Source organism: Nocardia sp. NPDC051929, from assembly GCF_044548645.1.
Classification (GTDB): domain Bacteria; phylum Actinomycetota; class Actinomycetes; order Mycobacteriales; family Mycobacteriaceae; genus Nocardia; species Nocardia sichangensis.
Map to the genome: position 1 here is coordinate 209,583 of NZ_JBIUCG010000015.1, position 18,955 is coordinate 228,537.

At 67.9% G+C, this 18,955-nt stretch carries 16 protein-coding genes; 13 read left to right on the forward strand and 3 right to left on the reverse strand.

The features are described 5' to 3' along the window. The first annotated feature begins 158 nt into the window (after positions 1-158). The 8 genes from ACIHAX_RS21870 (at position 159) to ACIHAX_RS21905 (ending at position 12,569) form a co-directional block, all read left to right on the forward strand. Positions 159-2,192 carry a cytochrome c oxidase assembly protein gene (locus ACIHAX_RS21870; RefSeq protein WP_397279279.1) on the forward strand — a complete coding sequence of 678 codons (2,034 nt, stop codon included), beginning with the start codon at positions 159-161 and terminating at the stop codon, positions 2,190-2,192. Continuing rightward, the gene (locus ACIHAX_RS21875; protein ID WP_355075911.1) at positions 2,189-3,157 is read left to right on the forward strand and encodes a serine/threonine dehydratase; all 969 of its coding nucleotides are present in this window, start codon (positions 2,189-2,191) and stop codon (positions 3,155-3,157) included. Before ACIHAX_RS21870 ends, ACIHAX_RS21875 begins: the two co-directional genes overlap by 4 nt. A gap of 159 nt (positions 3,158-3,316) precedes the next feature. After that, positions 3,317-3,814 carry a single-stranded DNA-binding protein gene (locus ACIHAX_RS21880; protein WP_355075913.1) on the forward strand — a complete coding sequence of 166 codons (498 nt, stop codon included), beginning with the start codon at positions 3,317-3,319 and terminating at the stop codon, positions 3,812-3,814. A gap of 80 nt (positions 3,815-3,894) precedes the next feature. Further along, a complete protein-coding gene (ettA, locus tag ACIHAX_RS21885; RefSeq protein WP_039796561.1) occupies positions 3,895-5,571 on the forward strand; it encodes an energy-dependent translational throttle protein EttA in 1,677 nt (558 codons plus the stop codon). Positions 5,572-6,142: 571 nt separating this feature from the next. Next, positions 6,143-6,265, forward strand: coding sequence for a hypothetical protein (locus tag ACIHAX_RS21890; protein WP_355075915.1), 123 nt, complete (start codon positions 6,143-6,145; stop codon positions 6,263-6,265). 193 nt (positions 6,266-6,458) lie between these two features. Further along, positions 6,459-11,396, forward strand: a complete 4,938-nt coding sequence (locus ACIHAX_RS21895) for an NAD-glutamate dehydrogenase (protein ID WP_397279282.1) — start codon at positions 6,459-6,461, stop codon at positions 11,394-11,396. 89 nt (positions 11,397-11,485) lie between these two features. Beyond that, positions 11,486-11,857: an acyl-CoA thioesterase gene (locus ACIHAX_RS21900; RefSeq protein ID WP_379254323.1), complete on the forward strand. Its 372-nt coding sequence runs from the start codon at positions 11,486-11,488 to the stop codon at positions 11,855-11,857. Between the two features lie 46 nt (positions 11,858-11,903). Beyond that, positions 11,904-12,569 (forward strand): hypothetical protein, encoded by a 666-nt coding sequence (locus ACIHAX_RS21905; RefSeq protein WP_355075919.1) that lies wholly within the window; start codon positions 11,904-11,906, stop codon positions 12,567-12,569. Positions 12,570-13,120: 551 nt separating this feature from the next. Here ACIHAX_RS21905 and ACIHAX_RS21910 read toward each other — a convergent pair. Next, on the reverse strand, positions 13,121-13,429 hold the full coding sequence (locus tag ACIHAX_RS21910) for an AzlD domain-containing protein (protein ID WP_355075921.1): 309 nt from the start codon (positions 13,427-13,429) through the stop codon (positions 13,121-13,123). Then, complete coding sequence (locus tag ACIHAX_RS21915) at positions 13,429-14,124, reverse strand: AzlC family ABC transporter permease (RefSeq protein WP_364429702.1); 696 nt, start codon at positions 14,122-14,124, stop codon at positions 13,429-13,431. Before ACIHAX_RS21915 ends, ACIHAX_RS21910 begins: the two co-directional genes overlap by 1 nt. Before the next feature lie 191 nt (positions 14,125-14,315). Between ACIHAX_RS21915 and ACIHAX_RS21920 the strand changes: the two genes are divergently transcribed. Continuing rightward, positions 14,316-14,882, forward strand: a complete 567-nt coding sequence (locus ACIHAX_RS21920; protein WP_397279285.1) for a helix-turn-helix domain-containing protein — start codon at positions 14,316-14,318, stop codon at positions 14,880-14,882. 4 nt (positions 14,883-14,886) lie between these two features. Here the strand turns inward: ACIHAX_RS21920 and ACIHAX_RS21925 are convergent, their stop codons facing one another. Beyond that, positions 14,887-15,591 (reverse strand): HNH endonuclease, encoded by a 705-nt coding sequence (locus ACIHAX_RS21925; RefSeq protein WP_355075927.1) that lies wholly within the window; start codon positions 15,589-15,591, stop codon positions 14,887-14,889. 243 nt (positions 15,592-15,834) lie between these two features. Here ACIHAX_RS21925 and ACIHAX_RS21930 point away from each other — a divergent pair, with 243 nt between their 5' ends. The 4 genes from ACIHAX_RS21930 to ACIHAX_RS21945 all read left to right on the forward strand — a co-directional run bounded on the left by ACIHAX_RS21930 (position 15,835) and on the right by ACIHAX_RS21945 (position 18,895). Beyond that, a complete protein-coding gene (locus ACIHAX_RS21930) occupies positions 15,835-16,239 on the forward strand; it encodes a globin (RefSeq protein ID WP_195043276.1) in 405 nt (134 codons plus the stop codon). 217 nt (positions 16,240-16,456) lie between these two features. Continuing rightward, positions 16,457-18,061, forward strand: a complete 1,605-nt coding sequence (locus tag ACIHAX_RS21935) for an alpha-amylase family glycosyl hydrolase (protein WP_397279287.1) — start codon at positions 16,457-16,459, stop codon at positions 18,059-18,061. 104 nt (positions 18,062-18,165) lie between these two features. Next, positions 18,166-18,444, forward strand: a complete 279-nt coding sequence (locus tag ACIHAX_RS21940) for a hypothetical protein (protein WP_355075930.1) — start codon at positions 18,166-18,168, stop codon at positions 18,442-18,444. Further along, positions 18,431-18,895, forward strand: a complete 465-nt coding sequence (locus ACIHAX_RS21945; RefSeq protein WP_355075932.1) for a DUF5130 domain-containing protein — start codon at positions 18,431-18,433, stop codon at positions 18,893-18,895. Before ACIHAX_RS21940 ends, ACIHAX_RS21945 begins: the two co-directional genes overlap by 14 nt. Positions 18,896-18,955: the final 60 nt, after the last annotated feature.

Consider the following 18,955-nt stretch of genomic DNA (forward strand, 5'->3'; position numbering starts at 1 on the left):
GAGTCGATTATAGCGAGCGTCCAGGTGGCCGGATTCTTAGCGTTAGCAACGTTTCAGCCATCCCGAACAGTAGGTGACGCGCCGTGGTGATCGGGGCCAAGGATATCGGTACAAACCCGACCGGGCCACGGAATACTCGCCGAACTACGCTCAGTCGTATGTCCTCCGCCCCCACCTCGTCCGCCGCTCCCCGAGTCGAGGCCGCTCGGTCGGGGGCGACGTTCGGCACGATCACCGCGCTGGCCGGCGCCACCGCGGCCGTGGTCGCGGCGCTGGTGGTGGGGTTGTCGGCGGCGCAGGCACTGAGCCTGCTCGGCATCCCCGACCCGGGTGCGGCGACCACCTACGGACTGCCCGCGGTCCGGGCGCTCGCCGACCTGTCGGCCGCGCTGACAGTCGGCTCGCTGTTGTTCGCGGCCTTCCTGGTGCCGCCGCAGTCGAACGGGCTGCTGGACGTCGGCGGGTATCGCGCGGTGCGCAGGGCGTCGAATTTCGCGGTGGTCTGGGCGTGTTGCGCGGCGCTGCTGGTGCCGCTGACGGTTTCGGACACCACCGGACGGCCGGTGGGGGATGTTCTGCGCCCGCAGGAACTGTGGCAGGCGATCGATCGAATCGAGTTGGCCGGAGCTTGGCGGACGACCGTCGTTTTCGCCCTGATCGTCGCCGTGGGCTGCCGCCTCGCATTGCGCTGGGGCTGGACTCCGGTCCTGCTCGGGGCCGCGATCGCCACCATGATGCCGCTGGCGTTGACCGGCCATTCCTCCTCGGGCGGGTCGCACGACGTGGCGACCAACAGCCTGATCCTGCATCTGGTCTCGTCCGCCGTCTGGGTCGGCGGCCTGTTCGCGGTGCTCGCGCACGCCCTGCGCGGCGGTGCGTACACCGACGTCGCGGCCCGGCGTTTCTCGTCGACCGCCACGGTCGCCTTCGCCGTGATCGCGGTCAGCGGCGTGATCAACTCCTGGGTCCGCGTGCCGCTGGACGAACTGCTCTCCAGCACCTACGGCAGGCTGGTGCTGGCCAAGGCCGCCGCGCTGGCGGTGCTCGGTGTGTTCGGTTACGTGCAGCGCCGCGCCTCGTTGCCCGCCTTGGCGGCCGATCCCGGCGACCGGTTGGCCCTGGTGCGGTACGCGGGCGTCGAAGTATTGATCTTCGCCGCGACCATCGGCCTCGCGGTCGGGCTCGGCCGTACGCCGCCGCCACCGCCGGATTCCGTTCCGACGCCGGTCGAAGTGGAGCTGGGCTACAACCTGGCCGGGCCGCCCAGCTTCGCCCGCCTGGCGTTCGACTGGCGGTTCGATCTGATCTTCGGAACGCTGTCCATCGTGCTCGCGGTGCTGTACCTGCTCGGCGTGCGGCGGCTGCGAGCGCGGGGTGACGCGTGGCCGGCCGGGCGGACGTTCGCCTGGCTGTCCGGTTGTGTGGTGCTGCTCGTCGCCACCTCTTCCGGCGTCGGCCGGTACTCCCCCGCGATGTTCAGCGTGCATATGGGAGCCCATATGGCGCTGTCCATGCTCGCGCCGATCCTGTTGGCGCTCGGTGGCGCGGTGACGCTGGCGCTGCGCGCGCTGCCGCCGGCCGGCCGCGGTGGCGTGCCGGGTCCGCGGGAATGGCTACTGGCCGCGGTACACAACCCGGTCTCGCGTTTCCTGACCCACCCGATCGTGGCGTCGGCGATCTTCGTCGGCGGCTTCTACGCGCTGTACCTGGGCGGCATCTTCGACGCCTACGCCGACTCGCACGCGGCGCACCTGCTGATGAACGTGCACTTCCTGCTCAGCGGTTACCTGTTCTACTGGGTGGTGATCGGCATCGATCCCAAGCCGAGGCAGGTGGAGCCGTTGACCAAGCTCGCCATGGTGTTCGGCTCGCTGCCGTTCCACGCGTTCTTCGGCATCGCGCTGATGAGCATGACCACGGTGCTCGGCGGCTGGTTCTACCACGGCCTCGGTCTCGGCTGGAACGGCGATCTGCTCGGCGACCAGCGCACCGGCGGCAGCCTCGCGTGGGCGAGCGGTGAGGTCCCTCTGGTGGTGGTGATGCTGGCGTTGCTGATCCAATGGTCGCGCAGCGATCAGCGACTCGCGCAGCGCACCGATCGAGCCGCCGAACGCGACAACGACGCCGCACTCGCCGCACACAACGCGATGTTCGCCGAACTGGCCAAGCGAGATGGAGAAGTGCGTAAGTGAGTGAACGCGCCACCACGGTCTCCCCACACAGACCGGCCGGGCGGGTGGAACGGTCGGACGTGCGATCCGCACGCAAGCGGCTGGCGGGGCAGATCCGTAAGACGCCGGTCTTCCACACCTCCATCGCGAGCCCGTCCGGTCCCGTCCCGGTGACGATCAAGCTCGAGCACCTCCAGCACGGCGGGACGTTCAAAGTACGCGGCAGCCTCAACGCGCTGCTCGAGTCGGGCGCCGGGGTCGATCAGGTGGTGATCGCCTCCGGCGGCAACGCGGGTATCGCGGCTGCGCTGGCCGCGGCGCGGCTCGGAAAATCCTGCACCGTCGTCGTCCCGGAGACGGCGCCGCACACCAAGGTCGCCGCGATGTGGTCGCACGGCGCGGAGGTGCTCTGGCACGGCACCTGCTACGCCGAGGCCTTGCAGCACGCGACCGAGCTGGCCACCGAACGGGGCGCGCTGCTGCTGCACGGCTACGACCTGCCCGCGGTGGTCGCGGGCATCGGTGTGGTGGGGCTGGAACTCGAGGAGCAGGTACGTGGTCGGCCACCGGTGCTGGCCGCGGTGGGCGGTGGCGGACTGGTCGCGGGCATCGCGGCCGCGGTCGGGCGGCGTCAGCGGGTGATCGGGGTGGAACCCGACGGCGCCGCGATCCTGCGCGCGGCGTTGGCGGCCGAGCGTCCGGTGGACATTGTCGGGTCCGGGATCACCGTCGACTCGCTGGGGCCGACCCGGATCGGTGACATCGCACTCGACGTCGCCCGCCGCCACGGCGTGCGCTCGGTGCTGGTCAGCGACGACGCGATCAGCGCGGCGCGGGAATATCTGTGGCGCGAATTCCGCATCCTGGTGGAAGTGTCCGGCGCCACGGCGCTGGCCGCAGTGCACAGCGGCGTCTACGTTCCCGCGCCGGACGAGCGACCGGTCGTGGTCCTCTGCGGCGCCAATACCGACGTGGCGGTGTTCTGACCACGCGGGCGTGAAAGCTCGGTCTTCACATTTCGGGAAGTTGTGCACATTCCCGGATCGGATCGCTCGGGTCCGCGAAATCGGCGCACGCTGGAAGTGCCTCCTGGAGGGGGAGGACATTCCGGGCGGTTCCGGATCCGAATGTGAAGGGGCGTAGCTATGTACGAGGCGAATGCGACCGTGATCGGAACGATCGCCACCCATCCGGTCAAGCGTGATCTGACCAATGGCGAGCAGGTGGTCACCTTCCGGTTGGCCAGCAATTCCCGCCGATTGGACCAGACGTCGGGGCAATGGGTGGACAACGGCACCCTCTATCTCACCGTCAGCTGCTGGCGCAGGCTGGTGGCAGGTGTCGACGCGTCACTGCGGCGCGGCGATCCGATCATCGCCTACGGCCAGCTGCGCTCCCACGAGTACCGGAGCAAGGACGGTGTGGAGCGACGGGATCTGGAGATGCGCGCCACCGCGGTCGGACCGGACCTGTCCCGCTGTGTCGCGCACTTGACGCGGCTGTCCGACCTGCCGCCACGGAATACTTCCGCGATCGCGAGCGCTGAAGGTCAGGTGCCGGTGGGCGACGCGCCGGGGGAGAATATCGTTGCCGCCGATTCGGCACCGCCGCGCGGCAACGCGCCCGAGCCGGTCGACGCTTGATCGCATGGCCGGTTTTCGTCCCGGCGGCAGGGTAGCTCTGCTTCGTCCCCCCATCTCTCGCACCGATAGGCTTCACACTTATGGCTGAGTTCATCTACCAAATGAAGAAGGTTCGTAAGGCGCACGGCGACAAAGTCGTGCTCGACGATGTCACCTTGAACTTCCTTCCCGGCGCCAAGATCGGCGTCGTCGGCCCGAACGGCGCGGGTAAATCCAGCGTGCTGAAGATCATGGCCGGACTGGACCAGCCGAACAACGGTGACGCGTTCCTCGCCGCCGGCGCCACCGTCGGGATCCTCCAGCAGGAGCCGCCGCTCAACGAGGAGAAGACCGTCCGCGGCAACGTCGAGGAGGGCATGGGCGAGATCAAGGTGAAGCTGGATCGCTTCAACGAGATCGCCGAGCTGATGGCCACCGACTACTCCGACGAGCTCATGGAGGAGATGGGCAAGCTGCAGGAGGACCTGGATCACGCCGACGCGTGGGACCTGGACTCCCAGCTCGAGCAGGCAATGGACGCGCTGCGCTGCCCGCCGCCGGACGAGCCGGTCACCAACCTCTCCGGTGGTGAGCGCCGCCGCGTGGCGCTGTGCAAGTTGCTGCTGAGCAAGCCCGACCTGCTGCTGCTCGACGAGCCGACCAACCACCTGGACGCCGAGAGCGTGAACTGGCTCGAACAGCACCTGGCGCAGTACCAGGGCGCCGTGCTCGCGGTCACCCACGACCGGTACTTCCTGGACAACGTCGCCCAGTGGATTCTGGAGCTGGACCGCGGCCGCGCCTACCCGTACGAGGGCAACTACTCCACCTACCTCGAGAAGAAGGCCGAGCGGCTCGAGGTCCAGGGCAAGAAGGACCAGAAGCTGCAGAAGCGGCTCAAGGAAGAGCTCGCCTGGGTCCGTTCCGGCGCCAAGGCCAGGCAGGCCAAGAACAAGGCTCGCCTCGGCCGGTACGAGGAGATGGCGGCCGAGGCCGAGAAGATGCGGAAGCTCGACTTCGAGGAGATCCAGATTCCCGCGGGCCCGCGCTTGGGCAACGTGGTGGTCGAGGTCGAGCACTTGGACAAGGGCTTCGGCGACCGTCAGTTGATCAAGGACCTGTCGTTCACCCTGCCGCGTAACGGCATCGTCGGCGTGATCGGGCCCAACGGCGTCGGTAAGACCACGCTCTTCAAGACCATCGTCGGGCTCGAGTCGCCGGACAGCGGCGAGGTGAAGGTCGGCGAGACGGTCAAGCTGAGCTACGTCGACCAGAATCGCGCGGGCATCGACCCCAAGAAGACGGTTTGGCAGGTGGTCTCCGACGGCCTCGACTACATCGAGGTCGGCCAGCAGGAGATGCCGTCGCGCGCCTACGTGAGCGCGTTCGGCTTCAAGGGCCCCGACCAGCAGAAGCCCGCGGGCGTTCTGTCCGGCGGTGAACGCAACCGGCTGAACCTGGCGATGACGCTCAAACAGGGCGGCAACCTGATCCTGCTGGACGAGCCGACCAACGACCTCGACGTCGAGACCCTCGGCTCGCTGGAGAACGCGCTGGAGAAGTTCCCCGGCTGCGCCGTGGTCATCTCGCACGACCGCTGGTTCCTGGACCGCACCTGCACCCACATCCTCGCGTGGGAGGGCGACTCCGACAACGAGGCCAAGTGGTTCTGGTTCGAGGGCAACTTCGAAGCGTACGAAGCCAACAAGGTCGAGCGGCTCGGCCCGGAAGCGGCCCGCCCGCACCGGGTTACGCACCGCAAACTCACCCGCGGCTGAGTTCGTCGGCGTAGGCGGGTGCACGGTGCGGCCGCACCCGCCCTACGTGTCGCACTGCCTGGATGCTGTGGCCGGGCGAGGTCGACAACGCCGCGAAAGCCCGGATTTCGGCGGATCCCACGGTTCGACTTCGGGCGGCGCAGGACCTCGCCTGTGGAGGGCCCCGGTCGGCGGTGGTTGCTGGGGGCCATAGGGGGCAAGACAGGGACGTCGGACGCATATGTTCCCGGGGTGGGTCACTCGGATACAGTTCGCCCCGCGCAGCGTAAACCTTGTTGGGCCTGGTCGGTGAGCGGGGAAGGGCTCCGACTGTTCGATATACGTCCGGGGCACCTTCACCGCCGCTGGATCTGGTGTCGGCGAGGTTTCTCCTTGCCAGGGTGCCCGCCTGCCTGCCATGAGCGAGTGCGCGCTGCCTGGCGTTTGCTGGTGTGCCATGCGGGGCCGGTTGAGCCGGAGTTCGGGTCGAGAGCGGGGGCGACGGCCGCGGTGGGGTGGCGCGAAAAGTCTTTCCGGGGAACGCGGAACAGGAGTGACACCTACCCACGCGTAGCTCGCTAGGGTGGGAGTCGTGAATGCGCAGGCGCAGTTCGAGCAATCGGTGGCTTCGACCGCCGACGCGGTGGTCGAGCTGACCCGAGGTACCGGTGCGGCGCCGCTGCCGCCACGGATACGACCTGTCGCGCTCACCTGACGTTCGCGGGTCCGACTTCTGTGCTGTGCCCGAGGTTGTCGCGTGTGATCTCGGCACACGAGCGGCGAACTCCGCCGTCGTGGTGAACCACCGGATGTGAAAAGGGAATTCACCCACGCGTCATCGGCGCACAGTTACTCTCGGACCGGCGTCACTTTGTTACGGAACCGATATCCGAGGGAGTTGGCGAAAAATGACCGTCTCGTCCGAATTGTCCAGCGCGGCGTGGGCCGCGGGTTTGCCGCAGTCACTGCGCGGCGAACTCGCGACGCTCGAGGAGGCGTACTTCCGCCACGTCGACGCGGGCGATGTGGACTGTGCGATCACCGGCATCACCCAGATCTTCCGAAGGCACTTGGAGTTGGCGGTGACGCGCCGCCCCGGTCGCGCACTGGTGCGGGTGTACCACCCGGACGACGGCTCCGGAATCGGTGCGGCGGTGCAGATCGTCACCGATGACATGGCGCTGCTGGTCGAGTCGATCAGCTCGTCGCTGAGCCGGATCGGCGCCAGCGTCAGCGAGATCATCCACCCGATCTTCGAGGTCGAGCGGGACGAGGAGGGGCGGCTGACGCACGCCGCCGCGCACGAGGTGGACGGCACCGGCGGGGCGGGACTGCGGGAGTCCTGGATGCACGTGCAATTGCACCCGTCGACCAGTGCGGCGCTGCTGGCCAAGATCGAATCCGCGGTGCCGGACGTGGTGGACGACGTGCGTCAGGTGATCGGCGACACCGAGGCCATCGAAGACGTGCAGAGCAGACTGGCCGACGATCTCGAATCGGCCGCGCAATCCGGGTCCGCGCCGTTCCAGCCGACCGAACTGACCGACACCGCTCACTTGCTGCGTTGGCTGGCCGGGGGGAACTTCACCCTGCTCGGCTACGCGCGCTACCGACTGAGCACCGACCAGGGCCGCGAGATGTCCACCGTCGTGCCCGACACCTGCCTCGGCGTGCTGCGGCCCGACGTGGGCACCGACTTCCACGTGCCGGTCAACGGCGGTGACCGTCCGCTGCTCACGCTGACCCAGGGGCTGGTCCCCGCCACCGTGCATCGTGCGGTGTATCCCTATTTCGTCGGTGTCGCCGATTTCGACGCCGACGGAACCATCGTCGGTGAACACCTGTTCATCGGCGTCTTCACCGTCACCGCCGTGCACGAGAACGTTCTGGACATCCCGGTGATCGAACGCCGGGTCCGTTCGGCGATCGAGGAGAGCGGATTCGACCTGGACTCGTTCTCCGGTCAGGCCATGCTCGAGGTCATCCAGTCCTTCCCGCGCACCGAGCTGTTCTCCGCCGACAGCGAGACGCTGCGCCGCACCGCCACCGCCGTGCTGAGCGTCAGCCTGCGGCGCCAGGTGCGCCTGTTCCTGCGCGCGGACACCTATGGTCGCTATGTCGCCTGCCTGGTCTACCTGCCGCGGGACCGGTACACCACCAGCGCTCGGCTCGAGATGCAGGAGATCCTGGTCCGCGAACTGGGTGGCGTGTCCATCGACTACTCCGCGCGGGTGGGCGAAAGCGAGTTGGCGCGAGTGTATTTCACCGTGCGCATGCCGGAGGCCGAACTCGGTGTCCCGCGCCGTACGCCGCCCGGCGCCGATACCTCCGAGCCCACCAGGCTGCGCTTGCAGAACCTGCTCGCCGAGGCCAGCCGCACCTGGGAGGACCGGCTGAACGACGAGGTGAGCACGTCGACGGTGCTGGATCCCGCGGTGGTGCAGCGATACGCGGAGGCCTTCCCCGAGGGTTACAAACAGGATTTCGCCGCGGCCCGCGCGCTGAGGGACATCGTGCGCCTGGAACATTTGCGAGACGGCGTCATCGATCAATATCTGTACCGGAAGCCGGATTCGGCGCCGGGCTCGTGGCGTTTCACGCTCTACGTCGGTGGTAGCGGCATCTCCTTGAGCCAGGTGCTTCCGCTGTTGCAGAGCCTCGGTGTGGAGGTGGTCGACGAGCGGCCGTACCAGATCGCGCTGGAGGCGGCGGCGGACGGCACCGGCGGTGAGCGGTGGATCTACGACTTCGGCCTGCTGGCCCGCCCGGAGCTGCTGCGCAGTTCGCTCGACCGCGATCTGGACGCCGAACTGCTCGAGTCCTCCAAACGCGCCGACGTGCTGGAGGCGGAGGTGCGCGGGCTGCGGGAACGGTTCGTGGAAGCCTTCGCGGCCATGTGGTACGGCCGCGCGGAGGCGGACGGGATGAACGAGCTCGTGCTGCGTGCCCGGTTGCCGTGGCGGGCCGTGTCGATCCTGCGCACCTACGCGAAGTACTTGCAGCAGGCCAATTTTCCGTACAGCCAGGCCAACATCTGCCGTGTGCTGCTCACCTATCCGGATATCGCGCGCCTGTTCGTCGACCTGTTCGCGGCGCGCTTCGACCCCGACACCGTCTCCGCCGAGCACGCCGCGGAACTGGAGACCCAGGTGCGCGGGCGGATCGACGAGGTGGTCAGCCTGGACGCGGACCGCATCCTGCGCGCGATCCTCGGCCTGGTCAAAGCGACGCTGCGGACGAACTTCTACGTGACCGACGCGGAAGGCAAACCGCGCGACTTCGTGTCGGTGAAGGTCGAGCCACGGGAGATCGCCGAATTGCCCAAGCCGAAGCCGCAGTTCGAGATCTTCGTGTACTCGCCGCGGGTGGAAGGCGTGCACCTGCGCTTCGGGCCGGTGGCCCGTGGTGGATTGCGGTGGTCGGACCGTTTGGAGGATTTCCGTACGGAGATCTTGGGCCTGGTGAAGGCGCAGGCGGTGAAGAACGCGGTCATCGTGCCGGTCGGCGCCAAGGGCGGTTTCGTGGTGAAGCAACCACCCGCGGCCACCGGTGATCCGGTCGCGGACCGGCAGGCGCTGGGCGCCGAGGGTGTGGCTTGCTATCGCACGTTCATCTCGGGCCTGCTGGATGTCACCGACAACGTGGATCGCGCGAGCGGGGAGGTGCTTCCGCCCGCTCGGGTGGTGCGGCGTGACGGTGACGATACCTATCTGGTCGTTGCGGCCGATAAGGGCACTGCGACGTTCTCCGATATCGCCAACGACGTGGCCCAAAGTTATGGCTTTTGGTTGGGTGATGCGTTCGCTTCCGGTGGTTCGGCGGGTTATGACCACAAGGCGATGGGCATCACCGCCAAGGGTGCGTGGGAGAGTGTCAAGCGGCATTTCCGTGAGATGGAGATCGACACTCAGACCCAGGACTTCACGGTGGTCGGTGTGGGTGACATGAGTGGTGATGTGTTCGGCAACGGCATGTTGTTGTCCGAGCACATTCGTCTGGTGGCCGCTTTCGACCACCGCCACATCTTCCTCGACCCGATTCCCGACGCGGCGCGGTCGTACCGGGAGCGGCAGCGGTTGTTCGCGTTGCCGAGGTCGTCGTGGGCGGATTACGACACGTCGCTGATCAGCCCCGGTGGCGGTGTGTGGGATCGCACCGTGAAGGCCGTGCCGATCAGCCCGCAGGCCAGGGCGGCTCTCGGCCTGGGCGACGACGTCGTATCGCTGTCGCCGCCGGATCTGGTTCGCGCGATCCTGCTCGCTCCGGTGGATCTGTTGTGGAACGGCGGTATCGGCACCTACATCAAGGCGAGCACCGAGACCAACGCCGAGGTGGGCGACAAGTCCAACGACGCGGTCCGGGTCAACGGGGATCAGTTGCGAGTCAAGGTGATCGGCGAGGGCGGCAATCTCGGTGCCACGGCCCTCGGCCGCATCGAGTTCAACCGCAACGGCGGCAAGATCAACACCGACGCGCTGGACAACTCGGCGGGCGTGGATTGCTCCGACCACGAGGTCAACATCAAGATCCTGCTCGACGCCGTGGTCTCCGGCGGTCAGCTGCCGCCGGACGAGCGCAACCCGCTACTGGCCTCCATGACCGACGAGGTCGCCCAGATGGTCCTGCAGGACAATGTGGCGCAGAACTTCCTCATGGGCATCTCGCGCACCGAGGCGCCGCAGATGCTCAGCGTGCAGACGCGGCTCATCGAGGAACTCGAACAGCGTCGCGGCCTGGACCGCGAACTCGAGGCGCTGCCCTCGGACCAGGAGATGAAGCACAGGCTGGAGGAGAACGCCGGACTGGCCTCGCCCGAGCTGGCCAATCTCATGGCGCACGTGAAGCTCTCGCTCAAGGCCGATCTGCTCGATTCCGACCTGCCCGACAGTCAATACTTCGCCGCGCGGCTGCCGGAGTACTTCCCCACGCCGCTGCGCGACCGGTTCGGAGCGGCGATCAAACGCCACCGGCTGCGCCGGGAGATCGTCACCACCATGATCGTCAACGAGATGGTGGACTACGGCGGCATCACCTACGCGCACCGGTTGAACGAAGAGGTCGGCGCCACCACCACCGATGCGGTGCGCGCCTTCGCCGCGGCGAGCGGAATCTTCGACCTGGACGAACGATGGGCGCGAATCCGCGCCTGTGACGCGCCGACCCCGGTGCGCGACCTGCTCGAACTGGAGACGAAGCGGACCCTCGACCGGGCATCCCGGTGGCTGCTGAGCAATCGCCCGCAGCCGATCGCGGTGGGCTCCGAGATCAGCCGGTACCGGGCCGACGTGCGGGAACTCGCCCCCAAGGTGCCGGGATGGCTGCGCGGGCACCACGTGTTCTCGCTCACCGACCGGTCCGCCGAGTTGATCGCTCGCGGTGCGCCGACCGACCTCGCCACCGAGGTGTTCGGTCTGCTCCACCTCTTCCCGCTGCTGGACATCGTGGACATCGCCGACATCACCGACCGGGACGGAGACGAGGTCGGGTCGCTGTACTACGCGCTCAACGACCACCTCAAGATCGACTGGCTGCTGCAGGCGGTCAGCCACCTCGAACGCGGCGACCGCTGGCACGCGCTGGCGCGGCTCGCCCTGCGCGACGACATGTACGGGTCGCTGCGCTCGCTCACGCTCGACGTGCTCTCCGGCGGCGACCCCGAGGAGACGGCGGACGAGAAGATTGCATACTGGGAGTCGAAGAATCAGTCCCGCCTCGGCAGAGCCAGGGCGGCGCTGTCGGAATTGTTCGAGTCCGGAACCCACGATCTCGCCACGTTGTCGGTTGCAGCGCGGCAAGTGCGGAGCATGGTGAGCGGGGTGGGCGCTCAATCGGAGGTACCACGTTGACGAGTTCGGTGAGCGGCAGCGGGAAGGCCGCGGGCAGCCTGGTGCTGCCCAAGCGGTTCCACGCCAAGGTGGATGTCAGGTGGTCGGACATGGACGTGTTCCAGCACGTCAACCATGCCCGGATGGTGACGCTGCTGGAAGAGGCGCGCATTCCGTGGCTGTTCGAGGACGGCCGCCCGACCGCACCGCTGCGTGAGGGGTGCGTCCTCGCCGATCTGCGTGTCCGCTATCGCGGTCAATTGCGGCATGAGGACACGCCGCTGGACATCGCCATGTGGATCGAGCAGCTGCGCGCGGTCGACTTCACCATCGGCTACGAGGTGCGGGCGGCGGGCGCGCTGCCCGACTCGCCCGCAGCCGTGGTGGCGTCCACGCAGATCGCGGCGTTCGACATGCGGGCGCAGCGGTTGCGCAGGCTCACTGACGCCGAGCGTGATTACCTGTCCGAATGGATGGACTGAGCGACCGCGTCGGTGGCGGCGGAGTGCTGACGGCGGAGCGGCCGTGATGGCGGAACAACGAGTGTTGCATGTGCCCGATCCGGCGGAGCGGGAGAATCTCGCGACGTTTCTGACCAGGGCCGTGCGGCTGGACCCCGGGGCGGTGGTGCGCCTGCGCCGCCGCGGGGAGAAATACGTCTCGGCCTGGGTGGCGACGGGTTTCGAAGCGCTGGCGATGCGCACCGTGGTCGCCGAACTCGGCGTCGACGACGTGACGGTCGGCGCCGACCTCGTGCTGGCCGGTTCGGCCGGTGGCAGTCCGATCGACCTCGGATATTCGATGGACTCCGCATGGCGCGGCGCGCTGCCACCCGTCGACGGTTTCGCACACGTCGACGACGTGCCCGCACGCACCCTGGTCGAGCTCGCCGAGCAGGGTGCGCAGCTGGCGAAGGAACACGGCAGCGGCCACGGCCCGCCCGCCTCGTTGCTGGATCAGGCGGTGCTGACCGTGTCCGGCGCGGGCACCCGGGTGCAGGTGCCGATGCGTGTCGTCTTCGCGCTCACGGCGATGGATTTCATCCCGCACTCGGGGGAGAAGGCCGACCCTCGCCGTATCCCAGCCGCCGAGATCGTCCGTGTCCGCGCGACCAGAACCTGGCTGCGACTCGACGCTCGCTACGGCTCGGTCGCGCGTCGGCTCGGCGGTGGAATTCCTCTGCTACCGCGTTGATCGCGTCGTTCGATGGTCGTCGCCGGGTGCGGCGCACCATCCGCGCCGGAGGGCGGTCAGCCGGGGATCGTCGCTACCGATCATCATTCGGGATGGGGTCGCGGGGCTCGGCCGCTCCGCTGCCTCCCCACGAAGCGCTGGTGCGTTCATTCCTGCTCGCCCGCGATCCGCGGTGGGCGGCCGACCTCTCGACGGAGGACAAGGCCCTACAGCCGCGTCGGACCGATTCCCGCAGTGAAAACTGCCTTTCGGTCGGTTTGAAGGAACTGGTGCCGAGCGCATGTCGCTCCGGCCGCGGCGGTGCGAGGCCGTCCGAACGCGCGCTGTATCGCTCCGTCGCGTGAGTCGCCGGGTGACCATCACGGCCTAGCGGGGGTCGGCATCGAAAATACGCACATCTCTAGTTCTTTCGCTGCCGCTGGATCGGTGCCAATGCGGGCCGCGGACTGTAAACCCGAGTAGCACAGGAGCGCTCGGATGCGATCGATGGGACAGGCGGCGCCGTCGGCAGGAGGGGACGGCGCCGCCTCCTGCTGCGGGCACGGTGCCGCTCAAGAGACGCCGATGTAGCGGAGGACTGCCGTCGTCGCGGCTGCGGCGAGAATGACCAGCAGAATGGGGCGTCGGAACCATGCGACCAGTCCACCCGCGAAAACGCCTGCGGGCACGGCGAATCCGAGGTCTGCGGTGCCGAGCGGCAAGGTGGTGACGGCCACGAGCGCGGTGAGCAATACGACGGCGCCGATCTCCAGCAGCCACACCACACGTTCGGGAAGGCGCACTCGGTCGCGGAGTGCGGGGCCGGCCCAGCGGAACGCGTAGGTGCCCGCGGCGAGAGCGACGACTCCGGCGGCCAGCATCACGCCGCTCCCCGCGCGGTCGCTGGTAGAGGCTTTTGCCGCGCCGCGACCAGCACCCCGGACAGGGCGAGCAGCACCGGCAGCCCCGTGGGTAGGAACGGAGCGCTGACCAGGGCGAGCGCGGTGCCGACACCCACCGCGGCGAGGGTGGTCCGGTCACGCAGCGCGGGCAACACCAACGCTAGCAGGACCGCGGGGAACACCGCATCGAGTCCGAGCGCCGAGGTGTCGGTGACCACCGATCCGATCAGCGCTCCGACGGCGGCGCCGCCGGGCCAGGCGAGCAGCACCCCAGCGCCGGTGATCCAGTAGGCCGCCCGTCTGCGTGGCGCGTCGGGCTGCGCGATGGTCATCGCGACGGACTCGTCGTTCATCAGATGAACGCCGAGCGAGCGGCGCCAGCCCGTGCCGACCGCGTCGGGAACCGACAGCCCGTACGGAACATGCCGCGCGTTCACCAGCAGTCCTGCCAGCACGGCCGCGATCGGGTTGCCGCCGGCGGCAACGATCCCGAGAAACAGGAACTCCGAGCTTCCGGCCAGCACCACGCACCCGAGCAGCACCGGCAGCCAGACCGGAAAGCCCGCCGCGACCGCGGTCGCCCCGTAGGAAATCCCGATCACACCGACGGCGAGGCACACCGCACCGATCCCGAGCAGCGCATTCCGATCGAGTGTTCGCCATATCGAACGCATGTAGTTTATAGTGAACATAACGCCGCACTTCGTCAATATGGTTTCCCGGCGAGAGCTCCGAAGGACACGCGCTGTGAACATGTCCGCACCGCAACCATCCAGCACTCCAGCGCAACCACAACACCACGACCCCACGGCATAATCGCGGCACACGCGGTGCCGAAGGCGCTGCAAAACAAGCAGAGGTGGGAATGACGCAGCAGGACGCGACGACAACACCACAGGCGGTGATCGCCGCCGCGCTGCGCCGCGAGCGCGCCAGGGCCGGACTCTCGCTGAGCGAGGTCGCCGGCCGGGCGGGTATCGCGAAATCCACTCTGTCGCAATTGGAATCGGGAACCGGGAATCCGAGCCTGGAGACCTTGTGGGCGTTGTGCGTCGCCCTGGACATGCCGTTCTCCCGATTGCTCGACCCGCCGCGCCCGAACGTGCACGTCATTCGCGCCGGTGAGGGGCCGGTGGTGGCGGCCGAGCAGTCGGAGTACCGGGCGACGCTGCTGGCGGCCGGGCCGGCCTATTCCCGCCGCGACCTGTTCCGCATCACCGCGGAACCGGGGCATGCGCGGCGATCGGATCCGCATAGCGTCGGTGTGGTCGAGCACGTCCTGCTCGCCGAAGGGCGCGCGCTGGTCGGCCCCGTCGACGCGCCCGTCGAACTACACCCGGGCGACTACATCGCGTACCCGGGTGACCAACCGCACGTGTTCGAGGCACTGGCGTCGCCGACCTGGGCGACGCTGGTGGTGGAGTACACCTGATCGGTCAGGCGGCGCCTTCGTCGAGATACTGCAACCACACGGGGTCGAGTTCGGCGGTAGTGGACAGCAGGCGCCAGTGCGGGCCCTTCGGGGAGACCAGTGGGGCACGCAGCGTCCAGCCCAGCTCGCTGAGCAGTTTGTCGGCTTTGCGATGGTTGCACGGCGCGCAGCTGGCGACGCAGTTCTCCCAGGAATGTTCCCCACCGCGGCTGCGCGGGATGACGTGGTCGATGGTCTCGGCCTTGCCGCCGCAGTAGCCGCAGCGATAGCGATCCCGGTGCATGAGCGCGGCGCGGGTCATCGGCACCCTGGCGCGATACGGAACGTGCACGTAGGTGCGCAGGCGGATCACCGAGGGAATGGCCACCGACGTATCGGCGGAGTGCACTACCGGCCCTTCGTCGTTGTGGTGAACGGCGTCGGCCTTGTCGCAGATGAGGAGGACGATCGCGCGGCGCGCGGACAATGCGGTGAGCGGCTCGTAGGTGGCGTTCAACAGCAACACCCTGGTCTTGAGCCAGTTCGTGCCCTCGGCGGGCGGGGCGGTCGGGCGGGGTCCGTGGTCGTGATGGCCACGATGTCCACCCGGATATCGTTCGGACAAGATGTGCAGCGGAGTAGCCCCCGACCCACAATTGTGGACGTCGGCGGGCTGGAGTTGTCGGTGCGCTCGCGCCTCATGTGATCGGGCGCCGTGCCGCTGCTTCATCTCGACCTCGATTTCATGATTGGCAGGATCATGTGGTATCTGCAAAGCAGAGACTGTCCCCCAGTTGACCATGGAATGTCGGGCATTGCACGGTGATTTTCAACAATGTCCGGTTAACTGTGGCTGAAGTGCCATTCCGGCGCGATGTTCCGGTTGCCGATCGGCGGCGCAAGGGCGGTACGGCGGCGGTGCCCGGGCGCGGGCACAATGGACAGCGGCGCATCCGGTGAAGCGAGAGGGTCTATGACTTCGGGCGAGCAAACGGCGACGTCGTTCTACGAGGCGGTCGGTGGGGCGGAGACGTTCCGGCGGCTCGTCGCGACGTTCTATCGCGAGGTGGCCGCCGATGAGGTGCTGCGCCCGCTGTATCCGGAGGAGGATCTCGGTCCGGCGGAGCGTCGTTTGCGGATGTTCCTGGAGCAGTATTGGGGCGGTCCGCGCACTTACTCCGACGAGCGCGGCCATCCCCGCTTGCGCATGCGGCACATGCCGTTCACCATCGGACCGATCGAGCGGGACGCGTGGCTGCGGTGCATGCGTATCGCGGTCGCCGAGATCGAGCCGGAAACGCTCGACGACGAGCACCGTAAGGCGCTGCTCGACTACCTGGAAATGGCTGCCAACTCGTTGGTGAACGCCCCGTTCTGACCACGGCGCAGCACCGCGGCGCTGGTGTGTTTTCTACCGCGTTGTGGTGGCGAAACATTCGCTGGTGAACCCCAGGTGGCGTGACGGTTGCGTGCGAGAGGCGGAGCGGAGCAGCCTTTTTCGCCTGTGCGGGTGGCAGTGCTGGGTATTTGCCCGCCATTCGAAACTGTGTGCCGGGAGAAGGCTTTCGCCTCGAAACTTTGGCACTATTGCGGATGTGAGTGATGCACCAGCCTTAACGGCGCCGGTGGACCGCACCACACAGTCGTGGTGGCGGTCGGCCGTGTTCTACCAGGTTTATCCGAGATCTTTCGCGGACTCGAGCGGAGACGGGGTCGGCGATCTCGGGGGAGTCCGGGACAAACTGGGCTACCTCGAACTGCTCGGCGTCGACGCGCTGTGGATCTGTCCCGTGATGCGTTCGCCGATGGCCGATGGTGGCTACGACGTTGCCGATCCCCGCGACATCGATCAGCTCTTCGGCGGTCTCGCCGCGATGGACGCGCTGATCGCCGAGGCGCATGCCCGCCGGATCAAGGTCACCATGGACCTGGTGCCCAATCACACCAGCGACCAGCATCCGTGGTTCCGCGCGGCGCTGGCGGCGGCTCCCGGCAGCCCGGAGCGCGATCGATACATCTTCCGCGACGGCCGCGGCCCCGGCGGCGCCGAGCCGCCGAACAACTGGCCGAGCATCTTCGGCGGCCCCGCTTGGACCAGGATCACCGAACCCGACGGCACTCCCGGCCAGTGGTACCTGCACATCTTCGCCCGTGAGCAGCCCGACCTGAATTGGGCCGACCCCGAGGTCGCCGCCGATTTCGAGCAGACGCTGCGGTTCTGGCTCGACCGCGGGGTGGACGGATTCCGGATCGACGTCGCACACGGCATGGCCAAACCCGACGGTCTGCCCGACATGCCCGAGCTGTCCGTCTCGGCCCTGCTCGCGCACGACGACAGCGACCCGCGGTTCAACAATCCCGCCGTGCACGACATCCACCGCCGGATCCGCAAGGTGGTCGACGAGTACCCGGACGCGGTCACCATCGGTGAAGTGTGGGTGAACGACAACACCCGCTTCGGCGAGTACGTGCGAGCCGACGAACTGCACCTGGCGTTCAACTTCCGCCTCGCGGAATCGGCGTTCGACGCCGAAGCGGTGCGTGACGCGATCGACAACTCGCTGTCGGCCGTCGCACCGGTCTTCGCCGTGCCCACCTGGACGTTGTCCAACCACGACATCGAGCGCGAGGTCACCCGCTACGGCGGCGGTGTGCTCGGCGTCGCGCGGGCGCGGGCGATGATCCTGCTGGAACTGGCGCTGCCGGGCGCGGTGTTCATCTACAACGGCGCCGAGCTGGGGCTGCCCAACGTCGACGACCTGCCGGACGACGTCTTGCAGGATCCGGTGTGGGAGCGCTCCGGCCACACCCAGCGCGGCCGCGACGGCTGCCGAGTGCCGCTGCCCTGGGAGGGCGCCGCGCCGCCGTACGGGTTCACCACCGGGACACCGTGGCTGCCGATTCCGGGCGACTGGGCGTCGCTGACCGTCGAAGCGCAACTCGAGGAGTTGGGGTCGACTTTGTCGCTGTATCGCCTGGCACTCGAACTGCGCGCGCTGCGGCCGGAGTTCGCCGGGGATCGGATCGAGTGGTACGGCAGCCCGGCGGGTTGTCTCGCCTTCCGCAGGCCGGGGGGACTGGTCTGCGTGCTCAACGCCTCGGACGCGCCCATTCAGCTACCGCCGGGAGACGTGCTGCTGGCCAGCGCACCGACCGACGGAGGTCAGCTGGCGCCGAACGCGACCGCCTGGTTGGTCTGAGGCGCGTCGGAAAGTCCCAGCTCGGAGCCGATGCAATCGACACGGAGGGCGATCCGGCTCGACCGGACGGAGAACTACTACAGAGGATCGTCTACCTTTGATCCGTGAGCATTCTCGAGACAGTGCTGATCTTCGCCGGCATACCGCTGGTGATCTACGGCATCATCGCCGGATTGTCGTTCCTCGGTAAGCCGCTGCCTGGCGAGAAGCCGGTCCACTTCGCCCTCGGCCAGAAGTGGACCGCGTCGCCGGTGCTGTGGAGTGCCACCGAAGAGGTGATCGGCTCGGGTCACCATTTCGCGGAAACGCCGCATGAGCAGCATGCGGCCATCGAGTCCACCGCGGTGGAGCTGATCGGAGGACGGGCAAGTGGCAGGTTCTAAGTGGCCCGCGGTGGTCGAAGCCGATTTGCCGCACGGATACGCGATCACCAGCAGCGGACGCGTCTCCGGCGTGCACGAGGCAGGCGATGTGTTCAAGGAGGCGCCGTTCAACGACGTGGAGCGGCTCACCATGGACAACGTGCTCACCGAGGCGACCCGCGCGACGAAGGTGCGCTTCAACGTCTACATCGGCGATCTGGGCGAGGACCCGGCCGCGTCCGCGGACGCGATCTTCCCTGGCACGCCCGAGGCGGCGCACTCGGTGCTCATCGCCGTCTCGCCCAACGAGAAGGCGATCGAGGTGCGCTCGGGCCGGGCGGTCGCCGACCGTGCGAACGATCGCGTCTGCCAGCTCGGCGTCACCGCCGCGCTGAGCTCGTTCCGGCAGGGCCAGTTGATCGACGGCGTGGTCTCGGCCGTCCGCGTGATGGCCGCCGCCATCGGCAGGTAGCTGTTTCACCTGCAGCGACTGCGGCGCTGGTGTTCGCGGCCCTCTTGTGGCTCCGAACGG